14 protein-coding genes and 1 pseudogene are annotated in these 19,641 nt (G+C 66.7%); 9 read left to right on the top strand and 6 right to left on the bottom strand.

The annotated features are described in order from the left end of the window. Positions 1-206: 206 nt before the first annotated feature. On the bottom strand, positions 207-1,433 hold the full coding sequence (locus tag QOD90_RS15530) for an MFS transporter (RefSeq protein ID WP_526351198.1): 1,227 nt from the start codon (positions 1,431-1,433) through the stop codon (positions 207-209). Positions 1,434-1,533: 100 nt separating this feature from the next. Between QOD90_RS15530 and QOD90_RS15525 the strand changes: the two genes are divergently transcribed. Further along, on the top strand, positions 1,534-2,775 hold the full coding sequence (locus tag QOD90_RS15525) for an ROK family protein (RefSeq protein ID WP_526351196.1): 1,242 nt from the start codon (positions 1,534-1,536) through the stop codon (positions 2,773-2,775). Here QOD90_RS15525 and QOD90_RS15520 read toward each other — a convergent pair. Both QOD90_RS15520 and QOD90_RS15515 read right to left on the bottom strand, forming a co-directional pair. Beyond that, a complete protein-coding gene (locus QOD90_RS15520; protein WP_526351194.1) occupies positions 2,759-3,634 on the bottom strand; it encodes an LLM class flavin-dependent oxidoreductase in 876 nt (291 codons plus the stop codon). The genes QOD90_RS15525 and QOD90_RS15520 overlap by 17 nt on opposite strands. 32 nt (positions 3,635-3,666) lie before the next feature. Beyond that, entirely contained in the window at positions 3,667-4,899 is a 1,233-nt protein-coding gene (locus QOD90_RS15515; RefSeq protein WP_526351193.1) for a diiron oxygenase, read from the bottom strand. A 114-nt stretch (positions 4,900-5,013) separates the two neighbouring features. On the opposite strand from QOD90_RS15515, the gene cobF reads away from it, so the two are divergent. The 4 genes and pseudogenes from cobF to QOD90_RS15495 all read left to right on the top strand — a co-directional run bounded on the left by cobF (position 5,014) and on the right by QOD90_RS15495 (position 7,072). Further along, a complete protein-coding gene (cobF, locus tag QOD90_RS15510) occupies positions 5,014-5,766 on the top strand; it encodes a precorrin-6A synthase (deacetylating) (protein WP_526351191.1) in 753 nt (250 codons plus the stop codon). 30 nt (positions 5,767-5,796) lie between these two features. Next, a complete protein-coding gene (locus tag QOD90_RS15505; RefSeq protein WP_526351189.1) occupies positions 5,797-6,195 on the top strand; it encodes a phage holin family protein in 399 nt (132 codons plus the stop codon). Between the two features lie 10 nt (positions 6,196-6,205). Then, positions 6,206-6,448, top strand: a pseudogene (locus QOD90_RS15500) (DNA-formamidopyrimidine glycosylase family protein); the annotation flags it as partial. 150 nt (positions 6,449-6,598) lie between these two features. After that, the gene (locus QOD90_RS15495) at positions 6,599-7,072 is read left to right on the top strand and encodes a zinc finger domain-containing protein (protein ID WP_526351200.1); all 474 of its coding nucleotides are present in this window, start codon (positions 6,599-6,601) and stop codon (positions 7,070-7,072) included. Positions 7,073-7,077: 5 nt separating this feature from the next. Here QOD90_RS15495 and QOD90_RS15490 read toward each other — a convergent pair whose 3' ends face one another. Then, positions 7,078-8,130, bottom strand: coding sequence for a polyprenyl synthetase family protein (locus QOD90_RS15490; protein ID WP_526351187.1), 1,053 nt, complete (start codon positions 8,128-8,130; stop codon positions 7,078-7,080). Beyond that, positions 8,127-8,843 (bottom strand): hypothetical protein, encoded by a 717-nt coding sequence (locus tag QOD90_RS15485; protein WP_526351185.1) that lies wholly within the window; start codon positions 8,841-8,843, stop codon positions 8,127-8,129. The genes QOD90_RS15490 and QOD90_RS15485 overlap by 4 nt, the downstream gene beginning before the upstream one ends. 89 nt (positions 8,844-8,932) lie before the next feature. Here QOD90_RS15485 and QOD90_RS15480 point away from each other — a divergent pair, with 89 nt between their 5' ends. The 4 genes from QOD90_RS15480 to QOD90_RS15465 are packed head-to-tail and all read left to right on the top strand — an operon-like array spanning position 8,933 to position 16,291. Then, positions 8,933-10,318, top strand: coding sequence for a hypothetical protein (locus QOD90_RS15480; RefSeq protein ID WP_526351183.1), 1,386 nt, complete (start codon positions 8,933-8,935; stop codon positions 10,316-10,318). Next, a complete protein-coding gene (locus QOD90_RS15475) occupies positions 10,315-11,040 on the top strand; it encodes a hypothetical protein (RefSeq protein WP_526351181.1) in 726 nt (241 codons plus the stop codon). Before QOD90_RS15480 ends, QOD90_RS15475 begins: the two co-directional genes overlap by 4 nt. Further along, the gene (locus QOD90_RS15470; protein WP_526351179.1) at positions 11,037-14,222 is read left to right on the top strand and encodes an adenylate/guanylate cyclase domain-containing protein; all 3,186 of its coding nucleotides are present in this window, start codon (positions 11,037-11,039) and stop codon (positions 14,220-14,222) included. Before QOD90_RS15475 ends, QOD90_RS15470 begins: the two co-directional genes overlap by 4 nt. Beyond that, on the top strand, positions 14,219-16,291 hold the full coding sequence (locus tag QOD90_RS15465; RefSeq protein ID WP_526351177.1) for an FAD-dependent oxidoreductase: 2,073 nt from the start codon (positions 14,219-14,221) through the stop codon (positions 16,289-16,291). Before QOD90_RS15470 ends, QOD90_RS15465 begins: the two co-directional genes overlap by 4 nt. On the opposite strand, the gene QOD90_RS15460 is transcribed toward QOD90_RS15465, so the two are convergent. Next, positions 16,279-19,365 (bottom strand): ATP-binding protein, encoded by a 3,087-nt coding sequence (locus QOD90_RS15460; RefSeq protein WP_526351175.1) that lies wholly within the window; start codon positions 19,363-19,365, stop codon positions 16,279-16,281. The two genes, QOD90_RS15465 and QOD90_RS15460, sit on opposite strands and share 13 nt — an antisense overlap. Positions 19,366-19,641: the final 276 nt, after the last annotated feature.

Here is a 19,641-nt window from a genome sequence, read left to right as displayed (position 1 = left end):
TCCGTCGACATCCACTCCGCGGTCCGAGACGGGGACGTCCGGCTGTGGTTCGTCGTGGCCGGTGAGGTGCGCGCAGCCGGTCTGCTGCACGATCTCGCCGTCGTCAGCCGACCGGAGCCAGCCGGCGGCTGAAGAGGCGGGTCCACGGCCGCAACCTGAAGTCCAGCCGGAGCCCCAGCACGTGCAGGCTCACGAGCCACCGGTGATCACTTGACATGGGGGCGCTCCGTCCAACGTTGCAGCAGTACCGAGATGGTCAGCACCAGCAGGCCCGCGACGGCCAGCAGTGCGCCGGCGCCCGCGGGTGCGGTGTAGCCGTATCCCGCCGCGATCACCAGGCCGCCGATCCACGCACCTGCCGCGTTGGCGATGTTGAGCGCGGAGTGGTTCAGCGCCGCCGCCAGGGTCTGGGCGCCGTGGGCGACGTCCATCAGCCGGGTTTGCAGTGCCGGTCCGATGGCCGAGCCGGAGGCTCCGATGAGGAACAGACCGAGCAGCGCCGTCCAGGGGTTGTGGACCGCCCAGACGAACAGGGCGAGCATCGCGCCGAGGGAGATGAGCGAGGCGTACAGCGCCTTGACGACCGAGATGTCGGCGATCTTGCCGCCGACGAGATTGCCGACCACCATGCCGAGCCCGAACATCATCAGCCCCAGTGGAACGAGTCCGCGGGACAGCCCGGACACGTCGGTCAAGGTGGTTGCCACGTAGGTGTAGACGGCGAACATGCCGCCGAAGCCGACCATGCCGAGCAGCAGGGCCAGCCACACCTGGGGTCGACGGAGGGCGCTGAGCTCGGTCAGCGCGCTGGTGACGTGCATGGACTTCAGGTCGGGCAGCCAGTGCCAGATGGCAGTGAGGGTCACTAGGCCGATCACGACGACCAACCCGAACGCGCTGCGCCACCCGAAGTGCTGGCCGAGGAACGACGCCAGCGGCACGCCAAGCACGGTGGCGACGGTCAGGCCGCTCATCACGTGTGCGACGGCCTTCGCGCGGTTCTTCGGGCCCATCAGGTGGGCCGCGACCAGGGCGGCGACGCCGAAGAAGGCGCCGTGCGGGATGCCGGAGACGAATCGCGCGGCCATCAGCGTCTCGTAGCTCGGCGCCAACACGCTCGCGAGGTTGCCCAGGGTGAACAGCGCGATTAGGCCCAGCAGCAGGACCTTGCGGGGCAGATGTGCGGTGAGGGAGGCGATGACGGGGGCGCCGACGACGACGCCGAGTGCGTAAGCGGAGATGACGTGGCCGGCGATGGGCTCGGTGATGTTCAGGCTCGACGCGATGTCGGGCAGCAGGCCCATGGCCACGAACTCGGTGGTGCCGATGGCGAAACTGCCGACGGCCAGCGCAAACACCGCCAACCAACGCACCGACGGCGGCGGCGAGACCACGGACAGCGCGACGGTGGGTCGTTCGATTGATCGTGTCACCCGGTCAACGGTAGCCGCACTTATGCCTTTCCTCAACTCGACTTATGTCTTTTAGAACACAAAAGTGGCGTGGCTTACGTTTCTCCGGTTCAATCGAGGCATGGCCATCAGGGGCGAGCGAAGCGACGGGAGAGGTATCAGGGGCGAGCGAAGCGACGGGAGAGGCATCAGGGGCGAGCGAAGCGACGGGAGAGGTTCCGTCGGTGATGTCTTCGCGCTCATTAGGGATCGTCGAGACGTCACGCGCACGGAAATCGGCCACCTCACCGGCCTCTCCCGAACAGCCGTCGCCGCTCGGATCGCGGCCCTGACGTCCCTCGGCTTGGTGGCCGAACGCGAGCAGGCGCCTTCGACGGGTGGACGACCGCCTACGCTGCTGTCATTCGACGCCGCCGCGGGAATCGTGCTGTCGGCGGCCATCGGCATCAGCCGGACTCGGCTAGCGGTGTGCAACCTGGCCGCCGAGGTGCTGACGATCACCGACATCGATCAAGAGGTCGCGCTCGGGCCCGACGACCTGATGCCCGACGTCGTCAAGCGACTCGACGCGATGTTGCAGGAGTATCAGGGCATCCCGATCTACGGCGTCGCGCTGAGCCTGCCGGGAACCGTCGACCGCGAGCGCGGGTGTAGCCGTGATTCGCCAATCCTGCGCGGCTGGGACGGCGTTGAGCTGCGGCCGTACTTTGCTGAGTTGCAACGTCTTTCGGGGGTCCCGGTCATCCTGGACAACGACTCGAACGCGATTGCGGTCGTCGAGCGGCAGGGGTACGACGACGTACTCGTCATCAAGGCCTCGAGCGGTCTTGGTGCAGGGATCGTGGCGGGTGGGGTGCTGCAGCGCGGCGCCGCGCAGGCCGCTGGCGAATTCGGGCACAGCAAGATTGCTGCGGCACAAGGACTTCCGTGCCGATGCGGTGATACCGGTTGTGTCGAGGCCATTGCGGGCGGGTGGGCCATCGTCCACGCGCTTCAGCAGCAGGGCCGGTCGGTCAGGAACCTTCGCGACGTCGTCGAGATCGCCCACGGTGGTGACGCCGAGGCGCGTCGGATGATCCGCGACAGCGGTAGGTACGTCGGCGAAGTCCTGGCCGCCGCGGTGAACCTGTTGAACCCAGCCGTCGTCGTGGTGGCCGGCGACATGGCGGGGGCCTACGAAATCTTCGTCGCCGGACTGCGGGAAACGTTGTACGGCAACGCCACTGCGCAAGCGACCCGCACCCTCGAGGTGGTGCCCGCGGCGCACGGCAGCCAGTCCGGCACCGTCGGTGGCGCCGTGATGGTGCTCGACGAGGTGCTGAGCGCCCGCGCCGTTGATGCGCTCGCTACACCTTCGCGATGACGTTCTCCGCGAACCACTCCAGGTTGCGGATCTTGTCGTCGAGCGGCTCGGTGTCCTGGCCCATGATGTAGGGGATGCGGAAGCCGACGATGACGTCGGTGACGCCCTTGTCCTCGAGTCGCTTGACACCGTCGAGGGTGAACCCGTCGATCGAGATCACGTGAATCTCGAATTCGTCGGCCAGACCGATGCGCTCCTCTTCCGCGCGAAACTTGGCCAGCTTGGCCAACAGTGGGTCGAGTTCTTCGGGGTCGCCGCCGCCGTGCATCCAGCCATCGTTGCGCGCGGCCCGCCGCAGCGCGGCGTCGGCGTGTCCACCGATGAGGATCGGTACCGGCTTGGTGGGCGCGGGTGTCATCTTGAAGCTGGGGAAGTCGTAGAACTCGCCGTGGTATTCGAAGTAGTCGCCGGAGGTGAGACCCCTGATGACGTCGATGCACTCGTCCATCCGCTTGCCACGCTTGGCGAATGGCACGCCCATGATCTCGTAGTCCTCGGGCCACGGGCTGGTGCCGACGCCGAGCCCGAGCCGGTTGTCGAACATCGCCGCCAGCGAGCCGGCTTGCTTCGCGACGAGTGCGGGCGGGCGGATCGGCAGCTTCAGCACGAAGATGTTGAAGTGCAACTTCGTCGTCACCGCGGAGAGCGCGCCGATCAAGGCGAACGACTCGATGAACGACTTGCCGTCCAGGAATTCGCGGTTGCCGTCCGCTGTGTACGGATACGTCGAGTCCGAGACTTCGGGGTAGGCGACGCTGTCCGGAATGGTCATCGCGTGATACCCGGCTTCGTCAGCGGCCTTCGCCAACGGGAGGTAGTACTTCGGATCGGTCATGGCTTCCGCATAGGTGAACCGCATGACGCGATACTAGAACGTGTTCTAGTTCGCTGTCACGCGAATGGCGGAGCGCCCTCGCCGGTCACCGAGTAGGTGCCCCACGGGGTCTTCTCCGTGATGCGGGCCGCGGCGGTGCGGTCTCCTACGGTCAACGACACGTGTGGCGTCTTCAGCACGTCGGCGGGCACTGCCTCGAAAACCGTTCCCCGCCAGTGGTACCGACCGTCGATGGGGTCGAGATGGCCGGTCAGCCGGACCCGAACCGGATGGTCGGAGTCGCCGGTTGCCAGCACGGCGGGGCCGTCGTACACGTCGTTCTTCAGGTCCGGGTCCTGCTCGGCGACCGCTGTCCGGTCAGAGGTGGGAGGCGACGACTTGGCGGGCAAGAAGTGGGTACGACGCCACATCCGGCGCGCGATCGGACCCATCAGCCCGACGTCGTCGAGGAATGCGGCCAGTGGCGCGAACCCGAGGACCTGCGTCTCGTGGCGATGGGCGCTGCTGCGGGCGATCCGGCGGGTGGCCCGACCGGGCAGGCCGACGCGGCGGTACTGCGCCGGATTGCTGAACAGGTACTGGAAGAAGTACCCGCCGAGACCGTGGAGGTTGGCCACCCACATGCGGTTGAGCCAGCGCATGCCGCCGACGCGCTTGCGCAGTCCGTCGCGGGCGAACTGAATGTGGCGGGCCTCCTCGGTGACGTGGATCCGCATCAGGCGTTGGACGGCTGGTTGCAGTTCGGGATCGTCCATCATCTGTCGCTGTAGCGAGTCGAAGATCTCCTCGCCGATCAGCGCCGCGACCCACAGCAGGGATCCCCTGAACGTCAGGGGCAGCGCGTTGATGAGCACGCGCTGATACAGCTTGGGCCGCATGGGTTTGGCGCCGACCTTCTCGATCGTCCTGCCGAACATCACCATGTGGCGGGTCTCGTCGCCCATCTCGGTGAGCGCGTAGTGCGTCGCGCGAGCGGTGGGATCGGCATGCATCAAGTGCCGCAACAACGCCTGGTTGAGGATGTTCTCGAACCAGATGCCTGCCGAAAGCGTGTTGACGAGTTCCTGACGCGACAGCTCGATCTGCTCGGCCCGCGTCATGCCGTCCCACAGCGGTGTTCCGTACACCGACACGGTCTTCGGCGGCAGGAAGTACTTGTCGGGATCCAGCGGCGCATCCCAGTCGATGTCGACGATCGGTTCGTAGTATTTCTTCACCGAACCGCGCAACAGGCGTTCGGAGAATTCTTCGCGGGTCGGGGCAGCGCCTGCCCTGGTGGAAGCTGTCATCGTTGACGTCCCTTCAGCGAAAAAGTGCGCCGATATGCTTGGCAACCTAATGACGCGGCGCTCGACATGTCAATACCCCGGGTACCGGATACTTCAGGTTCCGGGCTGGGTGCCGTGACGCGCCGAATCCACGTCATCGGCATCGGGGCCGGCGATCCCGGCTATGTGACCGCTCAGGCGGTCGAAGCGCTGAACGACGTCGACGTGTTCTTCGCTTCTGCCAAGGGTTCGCGCAAGGATGACCTGGTGGCGCTGCGCCGCGAGATCTGCGAGCGATTCATCCGCGAACCGGGCTACCGCTTCGTCGAATTGGCCGACCCGCCGAGGTCCAAGGAGACCCCGGACAGCCCGGCCTACCGCCAGGCGGTCGCCGACTGGCACGCCGCCCGCGCCGAACTGTGGGCGCGGGCGCTCCTCGACGAACTGGCCGACGACGGGGTCGGCGCCTTTCTCGCGTGGGGTGATCCGTCGTTGTACGACAGCACATTGCGCATCCTCGACGCGGTCGCCGATCGAGTGGACTTCACCTACGACGTCATCCCTGGCATCACCGCGATCCAGGCCCTGACGGCTCGGCATCGCATCCCGCTCAACGACATCGGCGCACCCGTGCTCATCACGACGGGCCGACGGCTCCGCGAAGAGGGGCTCGCCGGCGCGACCGTCGTGATGTTGGACGGGGACTGTGCGTTCCTGAGTTGCGCTGCGGCGACGAGGATCTGGTGGGGTGCGTACCTCGGGACGCCTGACGAGATTCTGGTCGACGGGACGATCGCCGCGGTAGGGGATCGGATCGAGGCAGTGCGGGCCGCGGCCAGGGAGCGTCACGGTTGGATCATGGACATCTATCTGCTCAAGCCTGGCTGACAAGAGCCCTTGCGTGGCAGGATCGGCGCCGTGGGTCAGTTTCTTCTCCGCGCGGCCTCGACGGGCCTCGCCCTGTGGGTCGTCACCAAGGTCGTGTCCGGAATCGAATTCGTCGGCGGTGACTCGACGCTGCAACGTGTCGGCATCATCTTCGTCGTGGCGGTGATCTTCGGCGTCGTCAACGCATTCATCAAGCCGATCGTTCAGCTGATCTCGATACCGCTGTACATCCTCACCCTCGGCCTGATCCACGTCGTCATCAATGCGCTGATGTTGTGGATCACGTCGTGGATCACCGAGAACACCACGCACTGGGGCCTCTACATCGACGACTTCTGGTGGACGGCGATCTGGGCCGCGATCGTGTTGTCGATCGTCAGCTGGGTGCTGTCGATCGTACTGCCCGACCCGGAGCGCGCCAGCCGCTAGCCTGAAAGGCGTGCCGGAACTACCCGAGGTCGAAGCGCTTGCCGACCACCTTCGTCGTCACGCCGCGGGTTTGACGGTGGGACGCGTCGACGTCGCGGCCCTCTCGGTACTCAAGACGTTCGATCCACCGATCACCGCGCTATCGGGCCGGACGGTCACCGGCGCCAACAGGTGGGGCAAGTACCTCGGCCTTGAGGCGGGCGATCTGCACCTGATCACGCATCTGTCCAGAGCGGGCTGGCTGCGCTGGTCGGACAAACTCTCTCCTGCGCCGCTGCGGCCAGGAGGCAAGAGCCCCATCGCATTACGCGTCCACCTTGGCAAGCCGGGAGATGCGCCGGGTTTCGACCTGACCGAGGCCGGAACCCAGAAGCGGCTCGCCGTGTGGCTGGTCGACGATCCGATGAAGGTGCCCCAAATCGCGACCCTTGGCCCCGACGCGTTGTCGCTGGGACCCGAGGAACTGGCTGCGGTGCTCAAGGGCAACAGCGGGCGCATCAAGACCGTCATCACCGACCAGCGAACGATCGCGGGCATCGGCAACGCCTACAGCGACGAGATCCTGCACGTCGCGAAGATCTCGCCATTCGCGACCGCAGGCAAGCTCACCGCAGCCCAACTCGGCGTCCTGCACGACGCCATGATCTCGGTGCTCACCGACGCGGTGTCCCGATCGGTTGGCCAGGGGGCGGCAACTCTCAAGGGGGAGAAGCGCTCCGGGTTGCGGGTCCACGCACGCACCGGGATGCCGTGTCCGGTGTGCGGTGACACCGTGCGCGAAGTGTCCTTCACCGACAAGTCGTTTCAGTACTGCCCGACCTGTCAGACCGGCGGCAAGATCTTGGCGGATCGGCGAATGTCCAAGTTGCTCAAGTAGGAGCTTCAGCGCCAGCGCGCCCAGACGTACGGGACGAGTTTTCGGAGGAAGTCGAGGTCTGGTCCTGGCTCGGCATCCGCGAAGGCGTGCTCGAAGTATTCCTCGGCCACCAGGAGGATGCCCTCGGCGAACTCACTGGTGAAGGAGATGCTGCCGTAGTCGTCCATCAGGCCGCGAACGGTCCGCACCAGTTCGGGTGACCTCGCCGTCCGATCGCGGCGCAGGTAGTCGCGGACAAGCGCCCGGTGGGTGCCCTTGGCGGTGGCCAGCAGATGGACCAGCGGCAGCGTCCGCTTTCCCTCGTACAGATCGCCGAGGATCTCCTTGCCGTACGTGCGCTCATCGCCGACCAGATTCAACAGGTCGTCCCTGATCTGAAAGGCCGCGCCGAAATGGAACCCGAACCGCGCCAGGGGAACCAGCTCGGCCGTGCCCCGTGAGCCGACGATGGCACCGACCCGGAGCGGGTGGATGGTGGTGTACCAGCACGTCTTGAGCATGATCAGGTTGAGGTAGTCCTCGGGGCCGAGATCCTCGACGTTGTCGAACTGCCAACCGAGTTCGATCGCCTGGCCCTCGAGGGTGCGCATCGCCATGGTGTCGAACTCGCCCCAGACGAGGTCGGCGAGGTCGCGATCGAGCCGGCGCGTCGCCCTCCGCAGCACCTGACTGGAGACGATGGCGAGGCCATCGCCGGCGTTCAGCGCCGCCGCCATCCCATGGGTCGCCGCGAGCGTCGGGCGTCCCCGGCGCATCTCGCTACCGTCGGCGACGTCGTCGTGGACGAGAAATGCGTTGTGCAACAACTCGATTGCGACGGCGATACCGAGAACATCGTCGGAGTCAGCACCGAAGGCCCGGCCGGCGGATAGGCACAGTGCCGGCCGCAGCGCCTTGCCGGGGCGAGATGGGTACTCGCGCATGGGGCCGTAGAGCCACCGGACGGGCTCGCCGTCCGGCATCGCGTCGAGCATCGAGCGACGAACGACCTTCGCCACCTCGCGCAGTCGGCCCTCGACGTCGCGGATGAGATCTACCTGCTCGGTGGTGCTGGTCATGATTCATCGCGCTCGACGACGAGTTCCACCGGCAGCCAGACGTCGGCGTGCCCGTCTGCGAGCAGCGTCCCGCGGTAACAGCCGGAACCGACGTCGTCGGCGATGTCGATGCACATCGTGATGCCTCGGCTGGAACGCGCCACCAGGGGAACGGCGGCTGGCTCGAATCGAATCCGCGCCGCGCTGACGACGGCACCGTCGTGGGCCAGCAGGTCGCTACACCGCAGTCGGGTCACGCCGAGGTCGTCGGATCCGCCGTTGTGCAACCACACCTCCGTTGTCACGGGCCCGGATTGGGCTGCGTCGAACCGAAGTTGGCCGCTCGCGTGGGAGTTCGTCAAATCGATGGTGGCGACTCCGACCCGAGCCGACATCGCGGAGCCACGAATGGACGCGACCAACTGACCGATCAGGCTCTGCCATGTCGAAACCACCCGATCAGCGTCTCGGTCACCGTCAGGGTGAGGGACATCTTGGGGGATGTCTTGCGGGATGTCTTGCGGGATGTCGTGGGGGATGCCGTTGTGACCGTTGTTATTTGACGGGGACGCGGAATCCGTTGCCTTGACCAACCGGTCGATGATCTCGGTGGCGGCGCGGAAGCCGCGGGCCTGGATTGCGCTCAGCGCCCGAACATTTGAGGCGGGATCGAATACCGATGCCCACGGCAGATCGGCGATGCTGCCATCGTCGTTGGAACCCCGAGCCGTCACGATTTCCCCCGCTCAAGAAGGTCGGTAATGACCACGCTTGGAGCACCCTGCAACGGTATGCTAGATCGTCGACCAGTAAGGCGGGGGCCATGGGGGAACTTCAGGCGCAGTTGGCGCTCTACGGGGCCATCGACGAAGCGGTGGTCGAGGCCCGCGACCCGGCGATCGCCCGCAGGGTCGAGCAGTTTCTGCCGGGAACCACGGGATTCGGCCAGCGAGGCTGGTACCGGGAGGCACTCGGTTTCCTCGACAACCTGGCCGGCCCCGGCCGCCGAATTGCACCGCCGGACTTGGAGGCGGCGCGGACGCGACTGGTCGGACGGGGCAGATCCGGCGCGGGGCTGCCGGTTGCGGTGACCGCACGATCGATCTTTGCGGAGGTCGTTCTGGAGAACATCGCCCGGTTACGCGGCGAACCGAATGAGCACACCCTCGGCCCGCTCGCCAGGATGCTGGCGGTTGCGCCCTCTGCCACTCTCGAGGGCAGCCGCGCAAAGCCGCCCAACGTGGGCGATGCCGCCGGCGCACGGTTGGCCGACCGTATTCAACAGAGCGTGACGAACCGCAAGGACTTCACCGCGTTCATGAAAGATCAGCGTTATGACCAGATCTCCGACGCGGTCGCAACCTACGATCCGAATGCATTCCTGCGCAAGGTCAGGGACGAATACTGCAGTGTCATCACCACCGATGTCAGCTGGACCGACATCAGCTTCGAATCGCTTGAGAAGATTGCCGATCCGCAGAACTGGGACGAGATCTACCACGGATTCTTCTGCACCATGACGTCACGGGGTGAAACGCCGCAGGGCTGGAGCGCGGTGCGTGAAGAAGTGAGTGGCGATTGCGCTCAATACAGCATGACCACGCCACTGAAGTTCTGGAAGCAGAGTGGGTCAGACCATCTGCTGCTGAATTACGACCTCGACGACAGTCATGCCGCCGACGGAGACCGCCTCGTCCTGGTGGACAACGGTTACATCTGGATCACCAGGGAGGCTACCGGCGTCCGGGTCCGTACCAGCAAGGAGCTCTTGATCCGCGGTCTTAGCTCGACCGCGACGACTGCCCTGGCCGGTGGCTTGGGTTGGGCCGACAACGCGAGCGGCATGTTCCGCCACGGCGCGAAGTTCCCTGGTAAGCAGCCGACCCCGTTCACCAATTCCGCGCCGAAGCTCGCGGCGATGAGCAAGCCTCAAGCGACGAGCTTTCCCATCGATCCTCCCGTACTGCCCGCCGACATCCGGGCCGAAGCGGTGGACGACACCGTCGACGTCCTCAAGGGCTGCATCGAAGGCCTCGCCTCGTTCGGGTCGGAGCTTGCGTCGCGTTGGCGCGACGGCATAGACGCCGGCGACCTCAAGGTTCTCGGTACCCAACTCGGCGCCATTGCGACGGACACGTCCGTCGCGCTCTTCGACACCATGTCGAGCAATTTCCGGCCGGCGCCGATACCGCAGGAGAAGAACCCATGATCGAACCGGATCCCATCGTGGAACGCCTCGCCGCGACCGCCAAGGAGACGGTCGAGAAAGTCGGGGACATCACCCGCGCGGCGTCGCAACCCACCGGTGCCGTCGGCGGCCAGTCCGCCGCAGGGAACCTGATCAACACGATGACCAAGCTGACCAATGTCGCGGTGGCCAGCGGCCTCGAAGTGGCCAAGGCAGGAGCCGATGGCCTGGCGCGTCCTGGCGCTCGCGCGGTGGCCGATCGGATGGCGGCCATCACGCGACGCATGATCAGCGAGGCGGGCAAGGTCACCGAGCAGGCCGCCGGCCAACTCGACGGAAAGTCGTCAACGCCATCCGGATGGGTCGAGTCGATGGTCAAGTTGTCCGACATCGCCCTGTTCGGCGGGATCGAAATGGTCGAGACCATGCTGGCTGGGCCGGGGCAGTACGAGAAGGGACCCGTCTGCCGGACGTATAGGGTGGCCCCCGACCCTGCTCACCCTCGTCGTCTGGTGATGACGTCGCTGTCCCGGCCCGGTGCCGCGGACGATGCGGCCGCCCAGGTCGGCTTCGACCCCACCGACGGGGTGCTGCCCAAGGGCGAGACGAAGTTCTCGATTCTGGTGACCGCCGCAGGCCTGGCCAGTGGGTTGTACATCGGCGTGGTGCACATCGGTGAAGTCGATTCCGCCGCCCCCGCAGGCGTGCTGGAAGACGACGTGGTGGTCAACGTCGCGCTGTGACCGATCACGAGGCGCCAGTAACGATCGACGCTCTGCTCGACCGTGCCTTCGAGGCGATCGGTGCAGGCGACCGGCAGGCTGCGAACGTGCTGGCCGAACGGGTCCTTGCCGTCGACAGCGGTAATGTCGACGCCGAGGACTTACTGGCCGCCCCGGTTGGCGACGGCGAGATCCGGCGCCTGACAATCCTTTTCGCCGATCTGGTCGACTCGACCGAGCTGTCTACCCGGATCGAGCCGGAAATCTATCGCACGGTGGTCGGGCGTTACCGAGAGTACGTCCTCCAGATCGTCGATCGCTACGAAGGGCACATCGCGTCGACCAAGGGTGACGGACTGCTCGCGGTGTTCGGGCATCCTCGGGCCCACGAGAACGACATCCGCCGGGCTGTCCAAGCCGGGCTCGACATCAGCCGTGAGGTGGCCAAACTCGCGGAGCGGGTACGCAATCGCTTCGGCTTCGACATCGACGTCCGGGTGGGAGTCCACCGTGGACTCGTCTACCTCGACGTCACTCAGGATGACGTCTACGGGCTCGCGGCGAACCTGGCGGCGCGGGTGTCCGGCCTCGCGCAGCCTGGGACCGTCGTGGTCTCCGGCGCGATCGAGCCGCTGGTGAGCCGCGACTTCGAGTTGGAGGTCAGGCCCCCTCAACCGGTGAAGGGAATTGCGGCACCCGTCGAGCATTATCGGGTCGTTGCGGAGCGTGCTACGGGCGCAAGAATCCCACGGGGGCCGCTCGTCGGCCGCCAATGCGAGCTGGCCTACCTGAAGCGGGCCTGGGCTCAGGCGCAAGCGGGTGCACTGGCCACTCCCGGAGTGGCCTTCGTCGGCGAGCCCGGAATCGGGAAGAGTCGGATGGCGACTGAGGCGGCCGACCTCGCCGAACACTCCGGCGGTGTCGTGCTCCCGCTGATCGGTTCACCCTTCCTTGCCAATGCAGGCCTGCACCCAGTGCGGGCACTACTCGAACGTCGTTGTGGCATAGTGCGTCTGACTGACCCCGCGGAACGGTTGCAGCTCCTTCGAGTCGAGCTGGCCAAGGTGGCGATGGATCCGGTGTTCGCGATCCCGCTGCTGGCTCCCGTGCTCGGCATCGGAGCCGACCATGGGTACGAGCCGGTGCGTGCGGACGGCACCAAGCTGTACGACAAGATCGCCCAGGGAGTTCTCGAGTATCTCCTTGCGTGCGTTGGTGACAGTGCCGCCGTGGTGCTCGTCGAGGACATGCACTGGTTCGACCCATCGACCATCGACGTCGTCGAGGCGCTGCTGAACACGGGCGTCGGACGTCTGCTGGTCGTGATGACCGGACGCAGCGGCGCCAAGATGCCGAGCGACGAGCGGGTCGAAGTGCTGGAACTCGAGACCCTGACCGACGCCGAGACCGACGAGCTGATCGCCGCGCTGGACCCGGGCCTCGCTGTCGGTCAACGGCGTGTCCTGTCGACTCGCTGTGATGGAGTGCCCCTCTACATCGAGGAGGTGGTTGCCGGACTCACCGAGAACTCCGAGGCACCGCTGCACCCGAACACCGTGCCGGACGCGCTCTACGAACCGTTGTTCGCGCGGCTGCGGGCCCACGCCAACGTGGTGCCGGTGGTGGAGGCGGCCGCCGCGATCGGCCGCGACGTCGACCGTTCCCTGCTCGTTTCGGTCCTCGACATGAACGAGGACGAACTGGACATGGTGATCGGCCAACTCGAAGACGCCCTGGTGTTCGAACGGTTGCCGGGTGATTCCTGGCGCTTCCGTCACGAGCTGCTTCGCGAAGTCGCATCCGAGCTGTCGCCGCCCAGCGTTCGCCGCTCCCTGCATGGCAGGGTGGCCGACGCCCTGGTCACCTCGGCCGACCCCGACTGGGGACTGGTGGCCGTGCACTACGACGAGGCCGCGCGGTTCAAGGAAGCGGCGAAGGCCTATGGCGCGGCCGCGGAAGACGCGAGGCGCCGTGGCGCCCTCGCTGAGGCTCGGACGTGTCTCGACCGTGCCCTCGCCCAGATCGAGCGGCTACCGCCGCATCCGTCCCGAGACCGAAGGGAGATCACCGTCCGCTTGCGACGCGGGTTCCTCGCCTCGGCGGCGGAGGGCACGTCGGGCCCGAACACGGTCGCCGACTTCGAACGATGCCTGCAGCTCAGCGGAACCGACCGGAGCGACCAGCTCCTGATGACCCTCACTGCCCTGTACGGCTACTACGCGAGACGCGCCGACCTGAGTCGAGTCGAACAACTACTGGAAGCCTTGCGCGCGGACGGCCGGGACTTCCTCATGCCCGAGAACGAGGCGGGCTTCGGCATGGTGAGTTGGTACCGTGGCGAGTTCGACACCGCGCGAGCCAAGTTGGAGTCTGTGGCGGCCGTGCGATCCGACGTCGACGTTCCCGAGTTCGGGTCGGTGTGGTTCATTCCCAACGAGCCGATCGCCTCGATCCATACCCACCTGGCGATGGCGCGGGCCGCGCAAGGCGACCTCGCCGGGGCGGATGCCGCGTTGGCCAAGTCTCGTCGCCGGTGTGCGCTGCTGGGCTTTCCGCAGGGGGCGGTCAGTCTGTGTTACGCGCGGCAGATGGAAGTCCTGATCCGCTGCGAAGCCGGACAGCTCGACCGGGCCGCGGCCGTGGTGGTCGAAATGGCAACGGCCGCTGAACAACACGGGTTCACCGCGTGGACAGAGGTGAGCGCGGCCCAGCAGATCATGGTGGCTGCGCTGGCGGAACTGGCCACCGGGTCGGCCGACGCCGCCGCGCTAGTGGCCCATGCCGAAGCGCTCGCGGAATACGCGGACCTGTGGCGGGCCCAGGAAGCCAAGTACCTGCTCCCGAGCTACGACGGGGTGATAGCGCGGTTGCTGACCGCCGCTGGTCAGAACGATCAGGCCAAGGCCCGGCTGCACGCTGGCTTGACGCTGGGAGTCGAAACCGGCATGCACTATTACGATGCCGAGCTGCTTCGCATTCGGGCCGGTACCCACTCGACCGACGAGCAACGGCGTGCCGATCTTGCCGCTGCGGCCCAGCTGGCCCGCCGGCAAAGCGCCACTATCTTCGAATTGCGTTGCGCCATGGATGGGTTCGAGTCGGCCGGTGAACCGTCGCGCGGCGCGCTGGTCGACGCCATCGGTCGGTTTTCCGCCGATGCCGGGTGGCCGGAACTCGAACGCGCGCAGGCCCTTCTCGGGTGAGACGGTCCCCTGGCCGGGTGGCCATCCTCGGCGGCGGCATGGCGGGATTGAGTGCGGCGTGGCGTCTCAGCGAACCTGGCTGGCGGGACCGGTTCGAGTCGATCACCGTCTATCAGCGCGGCTGGCGACTCGGGGGCAAGGGCGCCTCCAGCCGCGGTGAGAACGGCCGGATCGAAGAGCACGGCCTGCACATCTGGCTGGGTTCCTACGAGAACGCGTTCACGCTTCTGCGGGAGTGTTACGCCGAGCTCGACCGCGGGGCCACCGACCCGTCGGCCCCGATCCGCACGTGGGACCAGGCCTTGATCCCGGCCGACAACCTCGGGTTGGCCGAGCCGTGGGGCAACGACTGGCTCACGTGGTTGGGCACCTTCACCCGTAACGACGAGCTGCCTGGCGCCCCGGATGCCGACGGCCGCGAGATGACGACAGTCGAATTCCTCCGGCGTGCACTGCAATTGCTCCTCGACTTCGCGGACTCGCTGCGGGAAGCCACCGCTGCCGGGCTGACGCTGTCCACTTCGCCCGACACGCCGGCAGCGCCGACGTCGGCTCGGGTGGTCGAAGCCGTCCAGCGCGCAGTCGCCGCCGCACTGCTCGCGATCGCCGACCCGCACTCGGAGCGAAGCACGCCAACGGGGGTGCTCGAGGAAGCGCTGGAGGCCATCCGCGGCACCCTCGACCGTGAACGTCGCCCCGAGGAGAAGCGGTCCTGGCTGCTGATATCCCTAGTGACGGCGACGATCCGAGGGTTGATCGCCGATGGCCTGGTCACCGATCCGCGTGGTTTCCGCGCCATCAACGACGAGGACTTCGGCCAATGGATCCTGCGCCACGGGGCCCACCGGGACGTGCTCGACTACGCCTTGATCAGAGGGCTCTACGATCTGGTCTTCGGCTACGAGGAGGGTGATCCGAATCGACCTGCCTTCGGGGCCGGCTTGGCGGTATTCCTCACGGGCCTAGTGCTTTTCGCGCACAAGGGCGCGATCTTCTGGAAGATGACGGCAGGGATGGGTGACGTCGTCTTCGCACCGATGTACCAGGCGCTGCGCCGCCGGGGGGTCGACTTCGAGTTCTTCCATCGCGTCGATGCGCTGCACCTGGATTCGCGACACCAGTGCATCGACGCGATCACGATGGGTCGCCAAGTGCGGCTCACCGCGGCCGACCACTATGAGCCGCTGACCACGGTAGGAAGTCTGCCAGTGTTTCCAAGCAGGCCGCTGGCCGACCGGATCGAGCCGAAGGCCGGCACTGATCTTCTCGAATCCCATCTAGAGGACCGTCGCGATGACGCCGAGACCCGAATACTGCGGCGCGGTGAGGACTTCGACCACGTCGTCCTTGCCGTGTCGCTTTCCATGGTCGAACTCGTCGCCGCGGAGTTGATCGAGGACCGTCCCGAGTGGCGCGACATGACGACGAACATTCGTACGGTCGCCACTCAAGCCTTCCAGATCTGGCTGGGACCCGATGAGCCTTCGCTGGGGTGGTCGCGTCCCGGGGTGACGACGAGCGCATACATCCCCCCGTTCGAGACATGGGCCTCGATGCCGCAGACGCTGTGGGCCGAGGATTGGCCCGACGACGATCGGCCTGGCACCGTGGCGTACTTCTGCGGCTCACTGGACGCCGACTGGCCGACGACCGACGTTCACGTGGACTACGTCAGAGACTGCCGGGAACGAGTGCGTGCCGATGCGGTGACGTTTCTCGATGACCACCTTCGTCTCTTCCTGCCCGGCGCGGTCAACGGGCAGGGGTTCAACTGGAGCCTGCTCAGTGGCGCCGGCGGGCGACTCGACAGCTCGGCACTGGCCAGTCAACACATCAGCACGAACATCGATCCGTCGGATCGGTACGTGCAGTCGCTGCCAGGCACCGACCGGTACCGGCTTCGCTCCGACGAGAGCGGCTACGACAACCTGGTGTTGGCCGGCGACTGGACGGACTCCGGCCTGAACGCCGGTTGCATCGAGGCCGCTGTGCTGTCGGGTCTGCAAGCGGCCAACGCCCTGCTCGGTAGGGGCCGTTATCACCGAATTCGCGGCTTCTACCTGCCCTGACCCGACGTCGTGACGTCGGCGACCATACGGCGCGCCTCGTCGAGACATCCGCGCGCGTCGAGTCGCTCGGCCAGCTCCAGGTATTGCCGCGCGACTTTGGCGGAGGCATCGGCGTTTCCCTCGGCCTTCGTCACCATCACTCGGCACTTGAGCCGCCAGAGGTCGAGTCCGGCTATCGGCGCCCGGAGCGGCGTCGCTTCCCACTCGACGAGCGCGCTGCGCGCTTCAACCAGGTCGGCTGGGGATCCGCGTTCGAGCAGAAGCACGATGAATGCTTCGGTCAACTGTCCAGTCAGCAGCGGCTGCCCGCGGGCGTAAAGCGTGTGCGCATCACGGATGTGCTCGATCGCCTCATCGGGGTCGTGCTGGCCGATGCCTGCCAGCGCGAGATCGGCTTCGATCGAACCCAGTGCGGCCGTTACGGTCCGGATCTTGGCGATTCTGGCGCGGGCCTGCTCCAGCAGCTCGACCGCCTCCCCACGCGCTGTTTCCGAACAGCGCAGCAGCACGGACCCGTGGATGTACTGGGCGAGCGTGATGCCATAGGTGGCGCCGAACGACTCGCACCGTCGTAGTAGATCGGCCGTTTCGCCGGCCACGTCGACGGCGGCCTCGAGCCCCGCCAGGACGACGAACAGCCGGGAGGTCAGTACTTGCGCCTCGTCGACGGGATTGAGGCCGCGGGCCCGCTCGGCGGCGATCCGCAGGTCGAGCCGACCCCGCTCGTAGTCGCCGCGCCAGACTCCGATCGCGCCGCGGATGCACGTGGCTTGAATGAGCTGGATGGATGTCAGGTCGTCGGAGAGTTGGTGCTCACGTTCGATGGTTCGCAGTGCGAGGTCGAAGTCACCGCTCACGTATCGCGTCCAACACACCGAGAAGAGAAGCTCCACTTCCGTGGCAGGGTCGCAGTCGAGGCGGTCGATCATCTCGACCAGTTCCGAAGCCAGTGCGGCGGCCTCTGGAACTCGGCTCTGGCTGGAAGTCAGCGAGATGACCTGCCCTGAGGTTCCCATGGCCAGCGACAGGAGGTCACCGGATTGTGTTGCCAGCTCCCGAAACTCGCGGTATCCCTCATCGGTGTCGTATTCGTCGCCGATCAGGTAGGCGGTCGTCGTCAGCTTGGTGCGTGGGGCGAGCCGCTTGGCGCTGAGTTGCTCGAGGTCGTCGGGTAGCTGATCGGCGATCCGGCGGGCGCGTTTCCAGCTGCTGCGGGCGGCGGCCAGGTCGCGGTTCCGCAACCACTCCGCGGCGCGCATGTGCCAGGTGTATGCCGGTTCGGCGTCGCCCGCGGCTTCGAGGTGGGTGGCGATCAGCGCGGCGTTCTCGTCGACGGTGTCGGGGTCGCGTGCCTGGATGGCCTTGGCGAGGCGGGTATGTGCGGCGGCGCGGGTGGCGGTCAGCTGAGATTCATAGGCCACCTTGCGCACGAGCGGGTGCCGAAAGCAATAGCGTTGCCGTGGAACGAATTCGATCTGATCGATCAGCTCGGCGGACACCAACTCGACCAGGTCGGTGGCGTCCATTTCGGGTAGCAGCGCCGTCAATGTATCGACGTCGAATTGAGTACCGATCACCGCGGCGGCGTTGAGGATCGACTTGGCCCCCACCGGTAGGCGATCGACGCGCGCGGCGAGCACCGACTGCACGGTGGCAGGGACGGTGATCTGCTCGATGTCGCCAACGAGTCGGTAGTCGCCGCGACTGCCCGCCAGCGCGCCGCGGCCAGCCAGATCCCGGACGATCTCCTCGACGAAGAACGGATTGCCTGCAGCTGGCGTCGCGATGCGTTCGGCCAGGCCCGCGAGCGTCTCGTCACGTCCGACGATCTGTGTGACGAGCCCGGTGGTCATCTCGGCGGTCAGGGGATGCAACGTGATGACGGCGTCGAGGTGCTCGCGCAACGCACCCCGGTACTCGGGTCGGAAGCTGGTGACGATCGCCGACTCGGTCGCGCGCAGCGCGGTGGCGAACAAAGCCACGGCCGCGTCGCTGCTGGCGTCGATCCAATGTGCGTCCTCGAGAACGAAGACGGTGCGCGCTGCGCGTGCCCGGATGGCTTCGGCCATCACCGCGACAAGTCGATTGCGGCGGTTGTCGACGCTGACCTCGGGTGGCGCGGCCTGTGGCTCGGCGATGCCGAGGATGTCGAACAGGATCTGGGCGTCATCGGAATCGGGCGCGAGGAACCCGGCAATTTGGCCGGCGGTGTGCTCGCGGGCTGCGGCGCCGCCGAGCAGACCGATTCCGAACATCGCGCGCACCATCCGCGATAGAGCGCGGAACGGCACGTCGGTGGTGTGGGCCTCGCAACGGGCGACGACGACGTCGGCACCATGCTTCTCGGCCCAGTCGCCGAACTCGCGGAGAAGGCGGCTCTTGCCGAGGCCGGGCGCCCCGACCACGCCGACGAGGGAAGCGGTGTCGAAGGCATCCTTGAGGGTGCGCAGGTCGGCGTCGCGGCCCAGCATGGCGCCCTCGTCGCGACCCACCACCAGCTGTTCGGACAGGACCGATTCCAGGCGCCGCGCTTCCACCGGTACGTCGGAGCCCTTGATCGTGACCTCTTCGACGGGCGCCAGTCTGGTGGCATGCTCGACGAGGGCCGCGGTCGTCTGCGCGCACAGCACGCCGCCGGGCGGGGCCGCGGCTTCCATGCGTTGCGCCATCCCGACCGGATGACCCACGGCGGTGTAGGCGGCGCCGATCTCACCGGCAACGACCTCGCCGGAGTTCACGCCGACGCGGATCTGGAGCTCGATGCCGTCGCGTCGAAGCAGTTCGGCGGCAAGCCCTTTGGCGGCGATCTGGATGTCCAGCGCGGCGATGCAGGCACGCAGCGCATGATCTTCGAGGGCTTGTGGGGCGCCGAACAAGGCCATCAGCCCGTCGCCGGTGAACTTGTCGACCGTGCCGCCGTAGCGTTGCACCACGGTGGCGGCCCGGTTGAACAGCTCGTGCATGATCTCCTGCAGTCGCTCGGGATCCAGTGTGGCCGCCAACTTCATCGACCCGACGACGTCGGTGAACAACACCGTTACCTGTTTGCGCTCGCCCGCCGTCGCCACGGCCACCGCGGTTCCGCACCCGTGGCAGAACCGTGCACCAGGATGGAGTTCCTGTCCGCAGGCTGCGCAACTCAGGTTGGACTCACCCACGCGACCCCCCGGCGCTACAGCTCCAGGCGTGTTGCCTGGTCCTGCGGATTCTAGGCCGCTGTCCATCCTCATCGTGCCGATTGAACCGAGCGCTGCCGAGGCCACCCGACCGGTTGGTTAGGCTGCGCGGATGACTCGCCAGAGAATCCTCATCACCGGCGCCAGCTCGGGCCTCGGCGCCGGCATGGCCCG

Origin of the sequence: Mycobacterium sp. (genome assembly GCF_032161845.1) — a bacterium.
GTDB lineage: Bacteria > Actinomycetota > Actinomycetes > Mycobacteriales > Mycobacteriaceae > Mycobacterium.
This window is presented reverse-complemented; position numbering and strand designations above follow the sequence as displayed.